This window comes from Spirillospora sp. CA-294931 (genome assembly GCF_050946795.1).
Taxonomy (GTDB): domain Bacteria; phylum Actinomycetota; class Actinomycetes; order Streptosporangiales; family Streptosporangiaceae; genus Spirillospora.
The window spans coordinates 9036003-9054969 of the sequence record NZ_CP192006.1; the positions used below are offsets into that span (position 1 = coordinate 9036003).

General features: G+C 65.4%; 22 protein-coding genes. 10 read left to right on the forward strand and 12 right to left on the reverse strand.

The genetic code is table 11. From position 1 onward, the window contains the following. Positions 1 to 24: 24 nt before the first annotated feature. The 9 genes from dbpB (ACQPY4_RS40960) to ACQPY4_RS41000 all read right to left on the reverse strand — a co-directional run bounded on the left by dbpB (ACQPY4_RS40960) (position 25) and on the right by ACQPY4_RS41000 (position 7712). Positions 25 to 1152, reverse strand: a complete 1128-nt coding sequence (gene dbpB / locus ACQPY4_RS40960; RefSeq protein WP_433330676.1) for a DGQHR domain-containing protein DpdB — start codon at positions 1150 to 1152, stop codon at positions 25 to 27. Between the two features lie 3 nt (positions 1153 to 1155). Then, on the reverse strand, positions 1156 to 2388 hold the full coding sequence (dpdA, locus tag ACQPY4_RS40965) for a tRNA-guanine transglycosylase DpdA (protein WP_433330678.1): 1233 nt from the start codon (positions 2386 to 2388) through the stop codon (positions 1156 to 1158). Beyond that, positions 2385 to 3533: a DGQHR domain-containing protein DpdB gene (gene dbpB, locus ACQPY4_RS40970; protein ID WP_433330680.1), complete on the reverse strand. Its 1149-nt coding sequence runs from the start codon at positions 3531 to 3533 to the stop codon at positions 2385 to 2387. Before dbpB (ACQPY4_RS40970) ends, dpdA begins: the two co-directional genes overlap by 4 nt. After that, complete coding sequence (locus ACQPY4_RS40975) at positions 3533 to 4498, reverse strand: hypothetical protein (RefSeq protein ID WP_433330682.1); 966 nt, start codon at positions 4496 to 4498, stop codon at positions 3533 to 3535. The genes dbpB (ACQPY4_RS40970) and ACQPY4_RS40975 overlap by 1 nt, the downstream gene beginning before the upstream one ends. Positions 4499 to 4500: 2 nt before the next feature. Further along, positions 4501 to 5301, reverse strand: a complete 801-nt coding sequence (gene folE2 / locus ACQPY4_RS40980) for a GTP cyclohydrolase FolE2 (protein WP_433330684.1) — start codon at positions 5299 to 5301, stop codon at positions 4501 to 4503. Further along, positions 5298 to 5699 (reverse strand): 6-carboxytetrahydropterin synthase QueD, encoded by a 402-nt coding sequence (queD, locus tag ACQPY4_RS40985; protein WP_433330686.1) that lies wholly within the window; start codon positions 5697 to 5699, stop codon positions 5298 to 5300. Before queD ends, folE2 begins: the two co-directional genes overlap by 4 nt. After that, positions 5654 to 6292, reverse strand: coding sequence for a 7-carboxy-7-deazaguanine synthase (gene queE / locus ACQPY4_RS40990; protein ID WP_433330688.1), 639 nt, complete (start codon positions 6290 to 6292; stop codon positions 5654 to 5656). The genes queD and queE overlap by 46 nt, the downstream gene beginning before the upstream one ends. An 8-nt stretch (positions 6293 to 6300) precedes the next feature. After that, entirely contained in the window at positions 6301 to 7008 is a 708-nt protein-coding gene (queC, locus tag ACQPY4_RS40995) for a 7-cyano-7-deazaguanine synthase QueC (RefSeq protein WP_433330690.1), read from the reverse strand. A 329-nt stretch (positions 7009 to 7337) separates the two neighbouring features. Next, a complete protein-coding gene (locus ACQPY4_RS41000; protein WP_433330692.1) occupies positions 7338 to 7712 on the reverse strand; it encodes a hypothetical protein in 375 nt (124 codons plus the stop codon). A 355-nt stretch (positions 7713 to 8067) separates the two neighbouring features. Here ACQPY4_RS41000 and ACQPY4_RS41005 point away from each other — a divergent pair, with 355 nt between their 5' ends. From ACQPY4_RS41005 to ACQPY4_RS41030, 6 genes are all read left to right on the forward strand, one after another. Continuing rightward, a complete protein-coding gene (locus ACQPY4_RS41005) occupies positions 8068 to 8664 on the forward strand; it encodes an RNA polymerase sigma factor (RefSeq protein WP_433330694.1) in 597 nt (198 codons plus the stop codon). Further along, positions 8661 to 9614: a CU044_5270 family protein gene (locus ACQPY4_RS41010; protein ID WP_433330696.1), complete on the forward strand. Its 954-nt coding sequence runs from the start codon at positions 8661 to 8663 to the stop codon at positions 9612 to 9614. Before ACQPY4_RS41005 ends, ACQPY4_RS41010 begins: the two co-directional genes overlap by 4 nt. Before the next feature lie 171 nt (positions 9615 to 9785). Next, entirely contained in the window at positions 9786 to 10283 is a 498-nt protein-coding gene (locus ACQPY4_RS41015) for a hypothetical protein (protein ID WP_433330698.1), read from the forward strand. A gap of 304 nt (positions 10284 to 10587) precedes the next feature. Next, positions 10588 to 11412 (forward strand): peptidoglycan-binding domain-containing protein, encoded by an 825-nt coding sequence (locus ACQPY4_RS41020; RefSeq protein ID WP_433330700.1) that lies wholly within the window; start codon positions 10588 to 10590, stop codon positions 11410 to 11412. A 40-nt stretch (positions 11413 to 11452) separates the two neighbouring features. Then, positions 11453 to 12343: a peptidase inhibitor family I36 protein gene (locus tag ACQPY4_RS41025; RefSeq protein ID WP_433330702.1), complete on the forward strand. Its 891-nt coding sequence runs from the start codon at positions 11453 to 11455 to the stop codon at positions 12341 to 12343. A 16-nt stretch (positions 12344 to 12359) separates the two neighbouring features. Beyond that, positions 12360 to 13292, forward strand: a complete 933-nt coding sequence (locus tag ACQPY4_RS41030) for a SpoIID/LytB domain-containing protein (RefSeq protein WP_433330704.1) — start codon at positions 12360 to 12362, stop codon at positions 13290 to 13292. Between the two features lie 9 nt (positions 13293 to 13301). Here the strand turns inward: ACQPY4_RS41030 and ACQPY4_RS41035 are convergent, their stop codons facing one another. Further along, entirely contained in the window at positions 13302 to 14279 is a 978-nt protein-coding gene (locus ACQPY4_RS41035) for an NBR1-Ig-like domain-containing protein (protein WP_433339228.1), read from the reverse strand. Between the two features lie 205 nt (positions 14280 to 14484). Between ACQPY4_RS41035 and ACQPY4_RS41040 the strand changes: the two genes are divergently transcribed. The 4 genes from ACQPY4_RS41040 to ACQPY4_RS41055 are packed head-to-tail and all read left to right on the forward strand — an operon-like array spanning position 14485 to position 17238. Then, entirely contained in the window at positions 14485 to 15000 is a 516-nt protein-coding gene (locus ACQPY4_RS41040; protein WP_433330706.1) for a hypothetical protein, read from the forward strand. A 17-nt stretch (positions 15001 to 15017) separates the two neighbouring features. Then, entirely contained in the window at positions 15018 to 15647 is a 630-nt protein-coding gene (locus tag ACQPY4_RS41045; protein WP_433330707.1) for a hypothetical protein, read from the forward strand. A gap of 26 nt (positions 15648 to 15673) precedes the next feature. Next, positions 15674 to 16567 (forward strand): hypothetical protein, encoded by an 894-nt coding sequence (locus tag ACQPY4_RS41050; protein ID WP_433330709.1) that lies wholly within the window; start codon positions 15674 to 15676, stop codon positions 16565 to 16567. Positions 16568 to 16605: 38 nt separating this feature from the next. Then, positions 16606 to 17238 (forward strand): alpha-ketoglutarate-dependent dioxygenase AlkB, encoded by a 633-nt coding sequence (locus ACQPY4_RS41055; protein ID WP_433330711.1) that lies wholly within the window; start codon positions 16606 to 16608, stop codon positions 17236 to 17238. 17 nt (positions 17239 to 17255) lie between these two features. Here the strand turns inward: ACQPY4_RS41055 and ACQPY4_RS41060 are convergent, their stop codons facing one another. Continuing rightward, positions 17256 to 17852 carry an FMN reductase gene (locus ACQPY4_RS41060; RefSeq protein WP_433330713.1) on the reverse strand — a complete coding sequence of 199 codons (597 nt, stop codon included), beginning with the start codon at positions 17850 to 17852 and terminating at the stop codon, positions 17256 to 17258. Continuing rightward, positions 17849 to 18931, reverse strand: a complete 1083-nt coding sequence (locus ACQPY4_RS41065; RefSeq protein WP_433330715.1) for an LLM class flavin-dependent oxidoreductase — start codon at positions 18929 to 18931, stop codon at positions 17849 to 17851. Before ACQPY4_RS41065 ends, ACQPY4_RS41060 begins: the two co-directional genes overlap by 4 nt. Positions 18932 to 18967: the final 36 nt, after the last annotated feature.

Sequence of the window (18967 nt, forward strand, 5' to 3'; positions counted from 1 at the left end):
TCCTCCGACGAAGGACCCTCGGTATCAGAAGAGGATCTGCTGGTCGACGAGGCGGATAAGGCCGTTGGTGAGATAGCGGACGTCGCTGGGAGTGTTCTGGAGGCTGTTCCACTTGCGTTCTTCACCGTCCCCGAAGTCCCAACTGCCCGAGGTCCAGGCAGCGGCCCGCTTGATGCGCGCCAGCGCGTCGCGAACCACGTGTGTGCCGACATTGTGGGCGGGCAGTTGTTCCGTAAGGTGGTCCATGACGAACCCCATGGCTTGGATCCCCGCCCCGTGGGTCAGCCGCGATTTCTTGGGAGGCAGTTCCCACGCCTCTGGGAACAACTCCCGCACGATTGCCCAATAGGAGATCAGGTGCAGCAGCATCTGGTCGACGTCGCCTGAGCCGTCGCGAGGGTCCCGGTACTGGTAGAGGGCACCTTCATAGAGGCTGTGTTCGATCATCTTCAGGATGCTGTTGTCTTTGATATAACCGCCAGCCGAGGTGGGCGTCGCAATGGCGCGGTAGAAAGGACCGCTGAACGTTCCGTTGAGGCGCGTCATCAATATCGCGGGAAGTTGCCGACGGGCGTAGGAGGGCGGCAGGTGTCCTGTGGTGTCGGGCAATAGTTCGTGAATGAGGCCCTTGGGCAGCGGCTTGGTGTTGTTGACCAGGATGAACTGGGCGCGCTGTTCGGTCTCGTCCTCGGCGATGAAGGCCACGGCGGCGACCGGGAACTCCCCGATATCGGCCTCTCTGATGGCGGCGCTGCGTTGCTGGCCATCCACGATCCACGCCGGCTTCTCTTCGTCGCTCAGCGTCTCATCCACCGGAACGATCAGATCACCAGGAGTGGAGTAGGCGGGACTGGCATCCTGCCCAGGTCGCTCGGCCGTGCTGGGTTCAAACCTGACCCGGCCGTCGAACGCGAGGACGATGGAGTTCGGCAGCATAGCGTCTCCCGACTCCAGGTACCGGCGGATCGTACGGATGTGGCTAGCCACCTCTGGCCGCTGATAGCCGTGCAACTTCTCCTGGTCATCGCGACTGATACGGGAAACCGCCGCGAATTCATGCAGCCGCTTACCGTCCACCGCAAAACAGTAGATGCTCCGCGAACCTTGCTTGATCTCCAGCGCAGGGAGTCGAAGCGTGTAGCTATCGGCCATTAGTCAGTTCTCCCGCACAGACGACTGGACGACGTTCCGGACCTTGCGATTGAAGATAGCGAGGTTATGAAACCCTCGACTCTTGTTTCGCTCAGTTCCCCGGAAGATAATGATCTCGATTCCGCACTTACGGCAGAGGGTGCATTCACAGGTTTTCCATGGCGCCGCCTCCAGGGTCCGCTGATAAGCGGCGAGACGACTCCTTTTCTCCGGGTCGACGAGTTGCTCGTACTCGCCGAGTATATCGATGACATCGTCCAGGAGCCCGGGATTTCGGTCGTAGCCGCGAAGCCGTTTGAGGCATTCGCGCTCCGCAGCCTTCGCCAGGGGCTGTGACACCGCCCCTGACAGTATCCGGCGTTTGAGAGCGGGATTGCCGTCCACCTGCGGCACCCGGATGGCAGAGAATTTCTCGGTAAGCGTGTGGTAGTTGTTGCGATCGTCCTTGAACGACTGCCGGAATGGCGCCGTGCTGTCGAAACTGGTTACTCCAGACTGCGCAAACTCCTCGATCGAGCCGACTCGTGTAATACCGAGCAGGTGCAACTCGGTCTCCGGGCGCCGCACCGCGTCGATCTCTTTGAGGCAAGCGAGAATGTCATCGGTCTTTAGAGGGACCATGCCACCCAGGGCGATCCTTTGGTAACCGATCTCCTGAAGGCGCATGACACTGTCGGCGTAACTCGCCGGACTCCACCCCTGAGCGGCCCCGATCGCTTCGATCTTGCATCCCCTCGCCTGCACCCCGGCAAGAAAATCTTCGGCGTACCGGAGTGAGATCTGCCGACGGCCTACCCACGCGGGGTTCACTTCTGCGTCTGAAACGTCGGGGTCATAGCCGAAAATGACATGATCAATGCTGATCCCGGAGTCGAATCCACAACGCTCGTAGAAGTCCAGAACTTCATCAACACTGTAGGGGGGTACTTCCTCATCCACATAGTTGAATGCGCCACAATCCCCCATTGTGGCTACATTATCCGGGAGCCGGAAAAATTTGGAAACGCCGAACCGGTGGAGCCGCTCTCGCTGCGGCATCGAGTACTTCCCGGAACCCTTGACCGAACCGTCGACGATCGCCTTACTTACAAGGACTCCGTCATAAGGTTGAGGGTTCAGAACCTCGTGCGCGTATCTATCGTCTCGCTGCCGGACCCGGTGGGGGGAGTACTCCTCGTTGAGGAAATCGTAGGTCGGGCTGACCTGGTCTTGGCTGTCGGGGAAGTAGAACCTCACGAGAGCTCCCTGCGGGCGTTCTGGTAGACGCGGATCAGGTGATTGGAGAGCTCTGTCACTTGCCTGCGCGTGTTCTCAATCTCGTTCCAGCGGTGCCCCAGATCCTCCCACGAACCGGCTGTCCATCGGCAGTGGGGGGCGACCAGGGCAAGGTGCCGCCGGACCTGGTCGGGCGCGTCCGGCCGCAGTGGATCGACTGTCCCCAGGACCCGGTCCATGAGTCGGCCCATGGCTTTGATCCCGGCGCCATGCATCAGCCGGCTCTTCTCCGGCGGCTTGCCCCACGCGTCGGGAAAGGTGTCTCGCACAGCCGACCAGTAGATGAACAGAGCCTGGATGATCCCGTCGAAATCGGTCTCGTTGCGTCCTAGATCCCGATACGGGAACAAGCATCCGGCGGACGACATCAGGCTTTCTTTGATCATGTCCACGACGCCGGTGTCGGTGATGACCGCCTTCGCCTGCTTGCGCCGTGCCGTTGAAGGTCTCTTGATCATCCCGAAGAACGGCGAGTTCTCATCAGTGTTCAGGACGTCACACAGGCTGGATGGAGCCTTCTGTATCTGCAAGCGAGTCGGAAGCGGGCTGTCGACCTCGGGAAGCAGTTCGGTGACCAGTCCGCGAGGAAGCGGCCTGGTGTTGTTGATCCGGACGAACTGGTCGCGCTGCAACCGGACCGTCTCGGCGACAAACGCCATCACCACCACCGGGAAGTCCTGCCGCCGAGCCTTCGCGAGCGCGAGGGCGCGTTGCTGCCCATCGACGATCCAGGCGGGCTTGGGTTTACCCTCCTGAGGCATCGGGATGATGAGCCTTCCCGTGTCGCAGACACCATCGTCGATATGCCGATTACCACCACGGGTGCTCCTGAAACGCACCTGCGCGGACAGCGCCATGATGATGGGGTTAGGCAGGATCGGCGCATCGCTGTCCAAGTAGTCCACGATCTCCTGGACGTGCTTGCGCACCTCCGGCCGCTGATAGCCGATCAGCTTTCCGGCCTCATCGCGACTCACGCGGGAGATGTCGGCGAACCGCAGGACATCATGGGCGCGGAGCATGAATACAAAGAGGGGGTACTCCTCCGCCTGAACGATCCGGAGGGCACGGACCTCCGTTTCCGGAGGCTTGTTCCTGGCCGCCATCAGAACATGATCCCGGAGGAAGAAGCGACCTCGTTGAACAGCGCTTTGAAGCGCGCCTGCTCACATGATTGACCGGAGGCACGCAACTGGCGCAGCAAGCGAGTAGCTGAGGTCGGGCCCAGGCCGAGGAAACCACGGATGAAGCTGCGTACTTCCTCGTCGGTGAGCCTAGTCCCCGGTGGTCGTCGTCCGACTTCCTTGGGGGCCGCGGCTGTGGCTTCAGCCATGAGACGGGACAGATGGGAACGGCGGAAGGGAACTCCGTTGTCGCGGGAGGCAGCCAGCACGCGGGTCGCCGCACGAACGTTGAGGGACAGGAGGCTTCCGCCGATGGCGGGCCTGAGGGCCGCGGTGACCGGGACGACAAGACTGTCGATCTCCTGACAACGACCGCCCGGCCCGATGATCGAGAGGTTGTCACTGTCTTTCAACTGGGAGGCCGCCTGGCTGAGGTCATCGGAGCACGCACGAAGGTAGGCCTCGGACAAAACAGCGATGATGACCGAGTACGGGTCGCGTGTGGCGAGTTCGGTGAATGAGCGGGGCTGCCCCGGCTGGGGGCCCGTCCAAGACGTCAGCCCGGACCACCATCGACGGGTTCCCTCAGTGTTCTCGGCGACCGAATCTTCTTGACCAACGGCGAACGTCGCCGCGTATGCGTCGATCGGGGCTTCGTCGGAAATCAGTCCGTAGCCGGCTGAGCAGACCCATAGGGATGCATTTGAGCCAGCGGTCTTAGCCAACGTCTTAGCCACTTGCCAATGCTCACCCGCGTACATTTGGCCGGCCGGCACACTGGGGGAGCCGAAAGACAATCGCTTCACCCATTCGGTGCAGCGCCCTTCGAGATCGTCGACATCGAGATTGCGGAGCCGGAGCCGCTCAGCAACCGCCTGACGTTTCCGGTTCGCGCAGGTGACCACTACATGCACGGTCGGCTTAACTCGGCCTGTGCCGTCCGCCATGCTCAGACCCGCCCAGTCGGGGCCGTCCAGGACACCGCCGCATAGGCCTCATGGTTGTGGATGCTCTCGTCGTTGACAGCCCGAACGCGGTACAGGCGGATACGGTCCGAGGCGGCCAGTACCTGGGCGACGTTGCGGACCATGTCCTCTACAAAGACAGGATTGTCGTAGCCCGCCATGGTCACGTGACGTTCATCAGGTCTCTTCAGCAACGCGTAGACAGGCGAGGATGCCGCTGCTTCCGCGATCCCGATGAGTTCGTCGAACCAGAGATCCGTCGGGTGTTCCGCAGGCTTGACGTCGATGGTGATGTGGCCACGCTGGTTATGAGCCCCACGATCACTGATCGCCTTGCTGCATGGGCAGACACTAGTGACCGGTACATCCGCGCTCAGGACCATCGAGGCACCCTGAGGGCCGCTGGAGGCGGCCACCGCGCAGGTGTACTCGACGAATGCTCGAGCACCGGTGACCGGGGCCTCGCGTTCTAGGAAGTATGGGAATGACATTTGGACATGGGCGGAGGCAGTGCCCATGTGCTGGCGAAGATCGTCCGCGATACTGGTCACGTTCTGGGGGCTCAACTGGTCTCGGGAGCCGTGGAGCACTTCGATGAAGCGGCTCAGGTGCGCGCCCTTTACCTCCGCTCCGAGACTCACCGACATCGCGACTGTGGCGACAGTTTCTCGTTTTGCCCCCTGTCCGTCGGCTACAAGAACCGGATAGCGAAGGCCTTCTACACCGACCTCATCGAGCGGGATCCCACGAGAGTCCGAGGCCGCTTGCACGTCCTCGAGCCTCATGCTTCGCCCCTGTAGATGCAACCCGAGGTGCAAGTCTCACGCACCACGATCGCGGAGAGCGGCAACTGGTCGGTCAAGCGTTCCCAGATCCACCTGGCGAGAACCTCGCTGGTCGGGTTCTCAAGCCCCGGGACTTCGTTGAGGTAGTAGTGATCAAGCTGGTCCTGGAGCGGCTTGAATGCGGCCTTGATCTCGGCGAAGTCCATGAGCCATCCGGTGGCCGGGTCGACATCGCCGCTCACGTGGACCTCCACGCGGTAACTGTGCCCATGGAGCCTCGCGCACTTGTGACCGGTCGCTACATTCGGAAGCCGATGAGCGGCCTCGAACGTGAACTCGCGGAAGATCTCCATCACCGAATCCCCAGGGTCTTGTGTGTCTGGACGCTCAAGTACCATTGGGGGTGCTCTAGGCAGTACTCGACCGCCGCCTGGGTGTTGGCCACCAGGTCAGGGCCGTCCATCGGCTGTAGCATGAACCGAGCGAAGTCAAGGTCTTCGAAGCATTCTGGTTCCGCTCCGACCTGGGGGTAGACCAGTTTTAGATCGTTCCCAGATCTCACAACCAATTCGGTGCCGGCCTTCGGACTCACGCAGATCCAGTCGATCCCGTCAGGAGCCGGACGGGTGCCGTTGGTCTCGATGGCGACCTCGAAGCCCTCGGCATGCAGGGCGTCGAGCGCCTCGGCATCCAGTTGAAGCAATGGCTCTCCGCCCGTGCAAACTACGTAAGGCCGGCTACGAGGATGTGACTGTCCCTGCCAAGTCTTGGCCACCGCAGCGGCCAGGTCGACGGCAGTGCTGAACCGCCCGCCACCCGGCCCGTCCGTCCCGACGAAGTCGGTATCGCAGAACTGGCAGATGGCTCGATGCCGGTCCTTTTCGCGACCCGTCCACAAGTTGCAACTGGTGAACCGGCAGAACACAGAAGGTCGCCCTGCATGACTACCCTCGCCTTGCAGCGTGTAGAAGATCTCCTTAACTCTGTACATCTCCGCGGTCAGGCGGTCGCTGAGGAGAAGGAAGGATCCGGCAAACCAAGTTCAGCGAAGCCCCGCTCCCGCAGCAGGCACGAGTCACAGGTCTCGCAGGCGCGACCGTCGACGGGGTCATAGCAACTGTGGGTCCAGGAGTAGTCCACCCCCAGGTCGAGGCCGCGCTGGATGGTCTGGGCTTTTGTCAGTTCGATCAGCGGCGTGTGGATCTTGAGCTGCTGGGTGCCCTCCACGCCGGCCTTGGTCGCCAGGTTGGCCATGCGCTCGTAGGCCTCGATGTACTCGGGACGGCAGTCCGGGTACCCGCTGTAGTCCATCGCGTTCACCCCGATGAAGACATCTGAAGAGCCGAGCGTCTCCGCCCAGGCGAGCGCGAAGGAGAGGAAGATGGTGTTCCGCGCCGGTACATAGGTGATCGGGATCTCGTCCGCGCTCACGTCGTTGACGCTCTCGTGATGCGGCACAGCGAGAGCGTTATCCGTCAAGGCGGATCCGCCGAAGACGGCCAGGTTGATGTCTGCGATCACGTGCTGGGCGGCCCCCAACTCAGCCGCGACCTTCTTGGCCGCGTCGAGTTCTTCAGTGTGGCGCTGCCCGTACCGGAAGCTCAGCGCGTAGGTCTCGTAGTCTTCCGCGCGGGCGATTGCAAGGACAGTGGTTGAGTCCAGGCCTCCGCTGAGCAGCACGACTGCTCTGCGCTTGTCACTATTCACTTGCTGACCTTCCGCTCGTCGAGGCACCGGGGAAACTACATCACCGTTCGTTGCTCGACGAGGTTACTTTTACTGAGGTGACATGGCAAAGCTGACACGGCGGCCGCAGAGCCGCATCGGCAGGATGTCGTCACGCGTTCGGCATCGCGCCATGACCTGCTGCAAGCTCGCTGACATGCGGTGTGAGCCCCCTCTAAGCGATCGAAGCAAGGCAAGTCAGCCGGAAACTGCTGCACGAGCGCCCGCAGTATGGCTGTCAGTTTCTGTTGATCATCCAAGCAGAGAACCTGCGTTCTGTGGGATGTCGGTAACATCCCATGGCCGCATGGTTACCGGGAGGCTGTGATGAGCCGGGCAGGCAGCGGCATTGACGACTGGATCAGGTCCTTGAACCTCGCTGGCGTGACTGTCATTGCAGACAAGGTGGTCCAGCGGGCATGCGGGCGGCGTCGCGTTTGGCCGCTGTTGGCGCTTATCGCGACCGGTTGAAGGCAGATGCTGGACGGATCGACCTTAGTCTGCTGGCCGAGGAGCTCCCCCCGGTTGTCGTCGACGACCTCATACCAGTGGCGTTGCCGCGGTTGATGGCACAGCAGCCTGAGCGTTTGACCACCGATGGCATGGTCGCCGGGGCTACAAGGGATGTGGTCAGTGACGATCAACGTGTTGCGTTGGCGGATTACTTGGCTGACGAACTCGCGCACGGCCTGACCATCGTTCAGCGAGACCGTCGACCGTGTTCTGGCTGCGTGCGCTGAGACACGCGTGCCTGGGGCCGATCGAGATGCGTGGTTGACGACACGACGTGCCTGGATAAACAAGCACCACCACGACCACCTCCTCACGGTACCGCTGCTGGCTATCCTGCTTGCGCTCATCTGCGCCAACGCACCAGAGGCGGACCTTCCAAAGGACCGCGCCACGTTGCTGCATCGAGCGGTCGAACAATCAGTACACCGGTGGGAGCAGACGCGTGGGAGCTCGCCCCGACCGAGCGGGGGTTGCTTGGTTTGGGGAGGTCGGAGGGAACCGGGCTTCGTGAGCGGACATTAGGCGGTCATGACCCTGGAAACCCTCTCCGATACCGACTTGTGGGCTCGGGCCCAGGCGGGTGACGAGCATGCCTTTGGTCTGTTGTTCGACCGGCACTCGAAGACCGTCTACAACTACTGCTTCCGGCGGACCGCGGACTGGTCGGCGGCGGAGGATCTGACCTCGGTGGTCTTCCTTGAGACGTGGCGACGGCGCGGGAAGGTGCGGCTCGCCTCCGACACGCTGTTGCCGTGGTTGTACGGGGTGGCCAACAACGTCCTGCACAACCATCGCCGGAGTCTGCGCCGACATCGGGCCGCGATGGCTCGGTTGCCCGCGCTGCCTCCTCCGCCCGATGACGCGGAGGAGGCCGCGGCGCGTCTGGACATGGAGCGGGAGGTCCGCCGGGTCCTTGAGTCGATCAGGCATCTGTCCAAGGCGGATCAGGAGATCCTCGCGCTGTGCGTGTGGGAGGGGCTGGGTTATCAGGAGGCCGCCGCGGCGCTGGGTGTCACGGTGGGGACGGTCCGTTCACGGCTTTCGCGCGCTCGGCAACGGCTTCGCGAGTCCGGACATAGGAAGGGTGACCTGCCCACAGCGCGCTACACGGAGGAAACCTCGTGATCGATCAGACTCCGCCCCCGACCGCTCAGGACATGCCAACCGGGCACCACGAGGTGCGGCGTGGCCATCTGCTTGCGGAGGCCGCTGCGCAACGGCGGACGTTGCCAAGGCGGCGGCTCGTGCTCGGAGGTGTGGGGGCCCTTGCTCTTGCCGGGCTCGCTGCCGTTCTCGTGGTCGTCACGCCTGGTGGGAGTGGCTCCGACGGTTGGCAACGGACGCTGGACGGTGACGCGGAACGGACCTTCGTGCTGGCCGCCAACACTGCCGCTGCTGCTCCTGACCTCAAGCCTCGGCTTGGGCAGTTTGTGTACGTGGAGTCGAAGGAGCGCGGGCTCGCCGAGGGTGACCGGATGGTCACTCCGGCCCAGGGCGACCATCGGAAGGTCTGGCTGCCGGTCGACTATGAACGGCAGGCAGGGCTGCTGTTGAACAAGGACATTCTGGACCCGGCCAAGGCCCGGCCGTGGGAGCGGACCTGGCTTTGCTCCGAGCCGACTGGTGACGAGGCCGATTCGGGGCCCAACCCGCCGGAGGGCTGTCACTACGGCAGCCCTGCCTTTCGGTCGGGCCTGCCGACCAGCCCGGACGCCATGCGCAAATGGCTCTACAAGAACAGCGACGGCGACAACCCGCAGGACGTACAGGCGTTCATAACGGTGGGTGACACCATCCGTGAGGCTTACGTCCCACCGGCGGCGCTGGCGGCGATGTTCAGGGCCGCCGCGCGGATTCCGGGCGTCACGGTCACCCGGAATGTGGTGGACGCGGTCGGGCGCAAGGGCATCGGCGTCGGGCCGACCTGGCAGGGCAACCGGCAGGAGTTGATCTTTGACGCGAGGACCTATCGATTCCTTGGGTCACGGACCATCGATACGAAGACGGGCAAGGTTCGGTTCCAGAGCGTCAACCTCAAGGTCGCGGTCGTCGACCGGGTGGGGCAGGAGCCCTAGGGCCCCGGGGGGGATCGCTGGGTTGGGAGGGGCGTCCGGCCTTGGCGATCCTCTGGATCTGGTTGGGATTGCTTGTATGGCGGCGTTCGTATGTTTCGCGATTGTCGCTAGCATGCGGTGGTGGATTGGGGTGCTTTTGAGGCCGCTTGGCATGATGTCGGGTGCCGGAGCTTGGCCGAACTTGCGGCGGCACATCCGGGTGAGCGGATTTATGCCGCGGCCTTCCATCTTTTCTATGTGGATGACATTCAGATTCTGCCGCCTGCTCTTGCCGTCAACAGTGAGGCGGCGGTGCATGAGTCGTATGGGTGCTCGACGCGGTTCGTCCCGCCGGAGTGGCGGTGGGACGTTCTGGACGGCGTGACCGAGGTGATGGCGCCTTGGTATCCCCGTTTGAGCGAGGAGTATCTGGCGGACGCTTCCGACAAGGACGCGGCGATGGCCGCGCTTGAGTCGGCGCACGACAGTGCGATGGCCCGTGTCTGCATTGCGATGACCGCGACGGCGCGTCGGGGTGGCATCCACGGTTCGCCCGAGTTCGTCGTCGTCATCCTCGACGGGCAGCGTGGGGACGAGGAGGCCGCTCTCATCCGTAGGAGCGTTGATCCGCGGGTTCTGCGGACGCTTCCTGATTTGGTGGGGAACTTGGAGCAACTTGAGGGGGCCTGAGCCAATGGGTCCGTTCCTCTGTCGACTCAGTTAGAAACTCGCTCGCGTCTTTGGCATGTCCGATTGGTGGCGTGGGGCGTTACCGGCGGGGTCCTTCTTTCTCTGTGGACGTCGATCTTGGGTGGGGCGCGGGCGGCTCGGCATGACGACGGGCCTGGTCGTGGGTGGCGCTCGCGCGTCCGGGGGGTGTTTGGGCTGTTCGGGAGTGGGTGGCGGACAAGCTGACAACAGCTCTCTTCTTGTGTGGGCGCGGGTGATCGGTGAGCGTGGGCATCGCTCCCAGCGCCTGCAACCAGGAGAAGTCATGAAGCTCCCCGCTTATGCCACTGCTCTCACGGCGGCCGCTCTGCTGCCTTTCGTGACGGGGGCGGCTGTGAGGTCGGCCGAACTTCCCAGCGTGAATATGGAAGTGACCGTCAAGGCCGCCCAGATTGATCCGCGGCGGGCGGATGACACGTTGACGCCCGGGGCCAAGGGCAGCGTGCTGCTTGTGGAGCGGGCGTTGAAGGATCGGCGGCTGCTCGACAAGAAATGGGTGGACGGGTACTTCGGCAGCGAGACGGTCGCCGCTTATACGAAGTATCAGAGGTCGCTCGGGTTCACCGGGCTCGGGACCAACGGGCTGCCGGGGAAGAAGTCGCTGGTCAAGCTCGGGGCCGGACGGTTCAGGGTGACGAACGTGATCGAGCCCGGGACTCGGGCGTCCACGGGGGGCTTTGTCCTCAATGCTCGGACGCGGAGCATGCTCGCCGAGGCCAAGCGGCTGTTGGGTCGCAATCTCGTGCTGGAGCAGGGGTCTTACAACCCCGGGGGTGACCCTACGTCGGCGGGCACTCATGACGGGGGCGGGGTCGTCGACATCTCGGTCAAGGGGATGAGCGCCGCCACTCGGACCGTGGTCGCCCGGGAACTGCGGCGGGTTGGGTTTGCCGCTTGGGTGCGGAGTCCCGCGCAGGGCAATTGGCCTTGGCATATTCATGCCGCCGCCATCAACGACACCGATTTGTCTGGGCAGGCTCAGCACCAGGTCGGTGATTACTACCTCGGACGGAACGGGCTCGCCAATCGGGGGCCGGACGACGGGCCGAAGGTGACCATCCGCACCTGGGAGGAGTACAAGCGCCGCTGACCATCCGAATTCCAGGTTCCGCAGAGAAAAGGAGATCGGCATGAAAAGGCTCAACAGGATCCTTCCCGCGGCGACCGCCGCGATCGCGGTCGGCGGGGCGGTCGCGACCGTTCTCGCGTCGCCGGCCTCGGCGGCCACGCGCAATGGTGTGTGCGAGACCGGCGAGTTCTGTTACTACTACAACAGCAACAACAAGGGGTCGGTGTCGGACTTCACCGGATCGATCGGTGACTACGGGACCAAGCAGCCCTCCTGCTACGACTTCAAGAGCGCCGGAGCCGGCAAGGGAACGTGCGTCAAGAACCACGCGGCTTCTGTCTGGAACAGAAGCGGGAAGACCGTTCGGGTCTACTTCAACAGCAATTACGGCGGGCGGTACCAGGACTTCAAGGCCGGGGCCAAGGGGAACCTGAACTCCGGGCTGAAGAACCAGAACGCCTCGCACCAGTTCTCGCCGTCGTCGCGCAAGAACATGTCGTTCTCGCTGTACACGATCAGCGGTGGGCGGATCACCTGCGGGTTCGACGGTTACACGAGCACTCCGGGACGGCACGAGGGGATCGACATCGCTCGGGGCGTGGGCTCCGATGTCCACGCCCTGGTGAGCGGCAAGGTCATCTACATCGCGCGCGGCGCCACCGGTAGCGGGGGTCTGTCGACGATCTCCATCTACAACGCCTCGCTGAACAAGACGGTGATCTACCTGCACTCGGCTCCGGCGTCCTCGCTGCGGGTGGGCCAGCAGATCAACAAGGGCCAGGTCATCGCCGACGAGTCGTGGCGCGGGGTGTCGAGCAGCTCGGCCGCGCACACCCATGTCGAGATGCGGCCCGGACGGCAGACGCACGCCGCCAAGAGCGTCGGCGACCCGCACCTCCAGAACCCGAACCCGACCAAGTTCTGGCAGTCCCAGGGCTACAACGTCCGCTGACCTGGAAGGGACGACTGTGAACGCACGGCTGATCTCGTGCCTGACCGCGGCGACCGCGGTGATGGCACTCGGCGGGACGGTCCTCGCATCGCCGGCCTCGGCGGCCACGCGCAATGGTGTGTGCGAGAGCGGCGAGTTCTGTTACTACTACAACAGCGACAACAAGGGGTCGGTGTCGGACTTCACCGGATCGGTGGGTGACTACGGCGCCAAGCAGCCTTCCTGCTACGACTTCAAGAGCGCGGGGGCCGGCAAGGGGACGTGTGTCAAGAACCACGCGGCTTCTGTCTGGAACCGCAGTGGGAAGACCGTTCGGGTCTACTTCAACAGCAATTACGGCGGACGGTCTCAGGACTTCAAGGCCGGGGCCAAGGGGAACCTGAACTCCGGGCTGAAGAACCAGAACGCCTCGCATCGGCTGCTGGGCTCCACGCCTCCGTCCACAGGGTGCAAGACCGACGGGACGCACAGCAAGCTGCCCACGACGATCCTCGTGTACCGGGTCTCCGCCAAGCGCGTGGACCGGGTGGCGTTCAAGACCTACGTCAAGAACGTCCTGCCCAACGAGTGGGTGACGAGCTGGCCGAGGGAGTCGCTCAGGGCCGGAGCGGTGGCCGTCAAGAGCTACGGCTGGTACTGGGCGCTGCACTCGACGCGCAAGACGTCGTGGGGCCAGTGCTTCGACGTCTACGACAACACCTCCAGCCAGGTCTACAAGCCCGGCTCGGCGAAGGCGTCGACGAGCGCGGCGGTGGACGCGACGTGGGGCACCCGGATGACCCGGGGCGGCAAGATCATGCAGGCCCAGTACTGCGCGACGACGACGGCGTGCGGCGCGTGGGTCGACGGTGACTGGATGTCGCAGTACGGCTCGCGCGACAAGGCCAACGCGGGCTGGACCTACTCCAGGATTCTCAAGGCCTACTACCGGGGGATCGTTCTCAGCTGATCCCCGGCTCTAGTTCCCCGCCGTGGTCTGCACGGCGGGGAACGCGAGTGTCTGGACGATGATCTGGAAGTTGACCGGACGGCTCCCGGGGAAGGCGACGCCTCCGGAGGCGTCCACCATCTTGAACCGCACGTAGCACAGGCCTGGGTTCTTCGGGGTGATGATGTCGGCCCGGATGTCGACCATCTGGCCGGGTGGGGTGTCGTTGATCGGGACGTCGGAGATGGTCTGGCATTGATCGGCGCGCTGCGGGAGGTCGAGGCGGCGCAGCGAATAGCCCTTCCATGGCACGGTCCCGGCGTTCTTGAGCCGCCATACCTTGGTCACGGTCTTGCCCGCGCCGACGCGGGTGCAGTCGGGGAGCGTGACGTCCGCGATGAACGTGGCCGCGTCTCCCTTGTGCGCGGGCTGGGCCAGCGCCGGGTTGGACGCGCGCACCGGGCAGTCGGCCGGGGAAAGCGCGGCCTTTGACGGTCGGGTGGACGAGGTCTGGCCGTTCCCGTCGGATCCTGAGCCGCGCTTGGCGATGGCGACGCCGAGGATCACCGTCCCCACGGCAGCGGCCGCGAGCACGGCCGCGACGAGTCGCCGCCGGCCGCTCCGCTCGGGGACGTCATTTGCGGCGGGTGATGGCGGCGCTGCCGGGGACTCGCCGGGCGGCTGGGGGGCCGGGAGCCGCTCGGCGGTGATCGTGGGAGAAGTGTTCGCGAGGGCCGCGCCGTTTTCGGGGCTCACCGACCTGACCGCGAGGTTCGCCCTTTCCCAGCGTTCGCGGTAGTCGGCCGGGTCCGCGCCGCAGGCCTTGACGAACTCGGCGGTGGTTCCCCAGCTCGGGAGCCGGTTTCCCTTGGTGGCCTCGTGCAGTGTCGTGTGGGAGATCGCCCCCGACCGGCCGGACATCTCCCGGAAAGGTGGATTGCCGACCGAGTTGCGCAGCTCCCGCAGAGCCGCCGCGAACTCCTCGATCGTCTCCGCACGTGCACGCATGTCGTCCACCGGCTGAAGCTAACAGCGCCCACGGTCTCCGCTCAAGCTTCTTCACCCAAGCTTCAACCCGACAGGACGGGCACGCGAACGGCAGGGCGACCAAGAGAGAACAAGGGGGGCGATATCGCCCGTTTCCCGTCATGATGACCTTGACGGGTGAGCGCCTCACCCGGGTCCGATAGTGACTTCGATTTGGATGTGATCTGTGGAACTGCGTGACGAGATCGAGACGGTCCTTCGAGCTTGGCACGCGTACGAGGTCGGGCGCGGCTCCCCAGAGATCATCGACTTCGACTGCCACCCCACCGACGCCGAGATCGAACCCGCCGGCGACCGGCTCGCCGTCCATCGCCGCCTCACCGAGCTCCTGAAGCGGGCCGAGAAGGACGGCAACGCCGACCTGATCAGCAGGTTGACGGCCGACCTGGCCTATCTCGGCGCGATTCTCGGGGAGCGTCCGCCGCTCGCCGACTACATCTCGGCCACGCAGGGGTGCGGCGCGGCCGGGTGGCCGGAGGCATACGTCGCACGGCGCGGTGAGGAGGCCAGGCAGGCGCTCGCCGCCGTGGGCATCGGCTGGGGCCCCGAGACCGCCGAGGAGTTGCACGAGTTCGAAGGACCCATGGACATCGCGGACGCGTCCGACGCCATCCGCGAGGCCGCCGCCGACCACGAGTCCGCCGTGCGCGGGGCGACCGGCAGCGACGCGGGTACGAGCTGACCGTCGAGACCACCGACGTGGACGCGTACTGGTTCTACTGGCTGGACGGCGCGGGCCACCGGGTCCGGGTCCGGATCAACCTCCGCAGGGCGAGGTTCACCAAGGTCGCCGCCCGCCAGTTCGCGCTGCACGAGGTGCTCGGCCATGGGCTTCAGGGGGCGAGCTGGTCCGCCCGGGCGGCGGCCGAAGACGTCCCGTGGGTGCGCCTGACGTCCGTGCACGCGCCTCAGCAGGTCCTCTTGGAGGGGCTGGCGATGGCCCTGCCGCTCTTCGTCGCCCCCGATGACGAACCCCTGATCACCCGGACGAAGTTCGACCACTACAACCTGCTCGTCCGATCCGAACTCCACCGCGCCCTGAACCAGGGGACGCCGATCGCCGACCTCGCCGCCCACGCCCGCGCGCGCTTGCCGTGGGTCAGTGACGCCGCGATCGCCGACCTCCTCAAGGACCGGGGGGTCGACCCCCAGCTCCGCTCCTACTTGTGGGCCTACCCGGCGGGATTCGACTGGTTCGTCCACCTCGCCGATGCCGACCAGGCCACCCGGAGCGCCGTCCTGCGAACGGCCTACCGGGAGCCGCTGACCCCGACCCAACTGGCCGCCCTCTGGCCCCAAGGCCCCGCCATCGGCGGCCCGGGAGCCTGACCTTCGTCGCCGCGAATGGGACCGATATGGATCGCCCGCGTGGAATTGACCGCACCGCACTCGCCGAGCATCTCGGCGCCGATGTCGACCGCATGGCGCCGGTACTCGCCAGGCTCCTGCTGATTCGCGTTGTCGATGATCTCCGGCATCATCGTGACCGGCATTCCCTGTGGGTCGCGAAGGACGTCATTTCCGACTGCGACGCCGAAGGGGAACTCGCGGTGGCGAGCCCGACCTCCCGTTTGCTGACGCGCGGCCTGGCTCTCGACCACGACATCGAACGCGACCTCACCGACGCGGTCACCTCGGTCGACCGGCTGACCAGGGCGATACAACGAGGCAACGACGCTTACGCGAGGTACAGCGGAGCCACCGATCCCGACACCTACATCGATCAGGAGCGGGCCGGGAAATTGTGGGACGAGTGGCAGGCCGACAGATCGGAGGCCGATAATTCGCTCCGTTCCCTTCCTCGGGATCTAGGGCGGGGCAAGCCCGGCCCGTATTTGCTGGATCGGGCCTTGGAGCGCGTTTTCAAACGCGGTGTGTTCTACCAGCTCCGTTATTCCCTTTTCACGCACGCTCCAGAACGTGCGTGGCGGCGCCGGGTCACCGAGGTTCTGGTCGATGCGGCGCGAGTGGAACGGAGAGGCGAACCCGCGCCGGAGGAATTGGCCGATGACGTCCGCGACGGCCGCGGCGCGATAGACGAGGCGTCGTGGGCGCGTACTGCCGCGGAACGCCTCGAAGAGATCGCGGTGCCGGTCTTCACCGGGCGCGAACCGCTCACCGCCACCACCGCGACGACGATCCGGCTGGCGGCGCTCTGCCTGGCGGTCGAGGCCCGGGACTCCGGCTCTGGCGACGCGTTCCACCGTGTCGTCGCCGGGGTCACGCGGATGGAGATGGACACACGGTAGTCGAACATATGTTTGACACACGGGGGTAGGGTGGGCCCATGGATGCTGGGTTCCAAGGGTCGCTTCTCGACTGCGCCGACGAGGCCGATCTCGGGGCTCTCGGGGAGACCGTGCGGCGGACGCCGCTGGCCCATGGCGCCTGGATCGATGTGCGACCGGGCTGGGTCTCCGGGTCGGACGGGCTGTTCGAGCGGTTGCGGGACGCCGTCCCGTGGAAGGCCGAGCGGCGCCGGATGTACGAGCGGGTGGTCGACGTGCCGCGGCTCCAGTGCTTCTACGACGAGAGTGCCGCACTCCCCGATCCCGTCCTGGAAAGGGCTCGGGACGCGTTGAGTGCTCATTACGCGGCGGACTTGCGCGAGCCGTTCGTGACGGCCGGGCTGTGCTACTACCGGGACGAGCGCGACAGCGTCGCGTGGCATGGAGACACCATCGGGCGGGGGCGCAGCGAAGACACGATGGTCGCGATCGTTTCGCTCGGGTCGCCGAGGGCCCTGGCGCTCCGGCCTCGGGAGGGCGGCGGCCCGACGCTGCGTTTCGCGCTGGGGCACGGGGATCTGCTGGTGATGGGCGGCAGTTGCCAGCGGACCTGGGAGCACGCCGTCCCCAAGAGCGCCAAGGCCACCGGGCCGCGCATCAGCGTGCAGTTCCGCCCCCGCAACGTCCGCTAGCCCCGCGTCTAGGGGGGCTAGGCGGGGTCGTTGGAGAGCAGGCGGGCAAAGGGGATCGGGTCTTCGTACGGGTCGCGGGTGGCGAGTGCGGGACGGGCCTCGATGAGCGACGCCAGTTCGCCACCGGCTCGGGTGATCCGGGCGGGGAGGGCCCGGTCGTTGCCCCAGTCCTCGGTGGCGGCGAAGACCGCTGTGGGGGTCAGGGTCGCTCTCAGGTGGGCGAACATGGGACGGAGCGCATGGTCGATGACCATGGAGTGGCGGGCGGTGCCGCCGGTGGCGGCGGGGAGGACGGGCGTGCCGTCCAGGCTGTCGCGGTCCAGCACGTCGAAGAACGACTTGAACAGGCCGCTGTAGGAGGCGTTGAAGACCGGGGTGACGGCGATCAGGCCGTCCGCCCGCTCGACGGCCTCCAGGGCCGGACGCAGCGACGCCCCCGGGAAGCCGGTCAGCAGGTGGTCCATGACGGCGTGGGCGTGGTCGCGCAGGTCGATGGTGGTGATCTCGGCATCGTCGCGGAGGGCCTGCGCGGTGGCCCGGGCCAGCCGGTCGGCCAGCAGGCCGGTGGAGGACGGCTGGCCCAGGCCGGCGGAGACGACGGCCAGGCGGGTCATCGGGGCACCTTCCGGGCGGCCAGGAGGGACTGGTGGGTGGGGGCGTCCGGGACGTGGGCGGGCTTGAGCAGCGCGAACTCCTTGCGCAGGACGGGGACGACCTCGCTGCCGAGGATCTCGATCTGCTCCAGGACGGTCTCCAGGGGAAGGCCCGCGTGGTCGACGAGGAACAACTGGCGCTGGTAGTCGCCGAAGTGGTCGCGGAACGTCAGCGTCCGGTCGATGACCTGCTGGGGGCTGCCGACGGTGAGCGGGGTCTCGGCCATGAAGTCCTCCATCGACGGCCCGTGCCCGTAAACCGGCGCGTTGTCGAAGTAGGGGCGGAACTCGCGGACGGCGTCCTGGGAGTTCGGGCGCATGAAGATGTGGCCGCCGAGACCGACGATGGCCTGGTCGGCGTCGCCGTGGCCGTAGTGCTCGTAGCGGCGGCGGTAGAGGGCGATCAGGCGCTGGAAGTGCTCCTTCGGCCAGAAGATGTTGTTGGCGAAGAAGCCGTCGCCGTAGTACGCGGCCTGCTCGGCGATCTCGGGGCTGCGGATGGAGCCGTGCCAGACGAAGGGCGGGACGCCGTCCAGGGGGCGCGGGCTTGAGGTGAACGACTGCAGCGGGGTGCGGTGGCGTCCCTCCCAGTCGACGACGTCCTCACGCCAGAGGCGGTGCAGCAGGTTGTAGTTCTCGACCGCGAGCTCGATGCCGTCGCGGATGTCCTTGCCGAACCAGGGGTAGACGGGGCCGGTGTTGCCGCGTCCCATCATGAGGTCGACGCGGCCGTCGGCCAGGTGCTGCAGGACGGCGAAGTCCTCGGCGATCTTCACCGGGTCGTTGGTGGTGATCAGGGTGGTGGCCGTCGAGAGGATCAGCCGCTCGGTGCGGGCGGCGATGTGGGCCAGCATCGTGGTGGGCGAGGAGACCACGAACGGCGGGTTGTGGTGCTCGCCGGAGGCGAAGACGTCGAGCCCGGCCTCCTCGGCCTTCAGCGCGATGGCGACCATGGCCTTGATCCGCTCCGCCTCGGTGGGGGTGCGCCCGTTGGTCGGGTCCGTGGTGACGTCCCCGACGCTGAAGAGACCGAACTGCATGGCAGATCCCAACTGGTGGAAGTTTCAACTATCTTG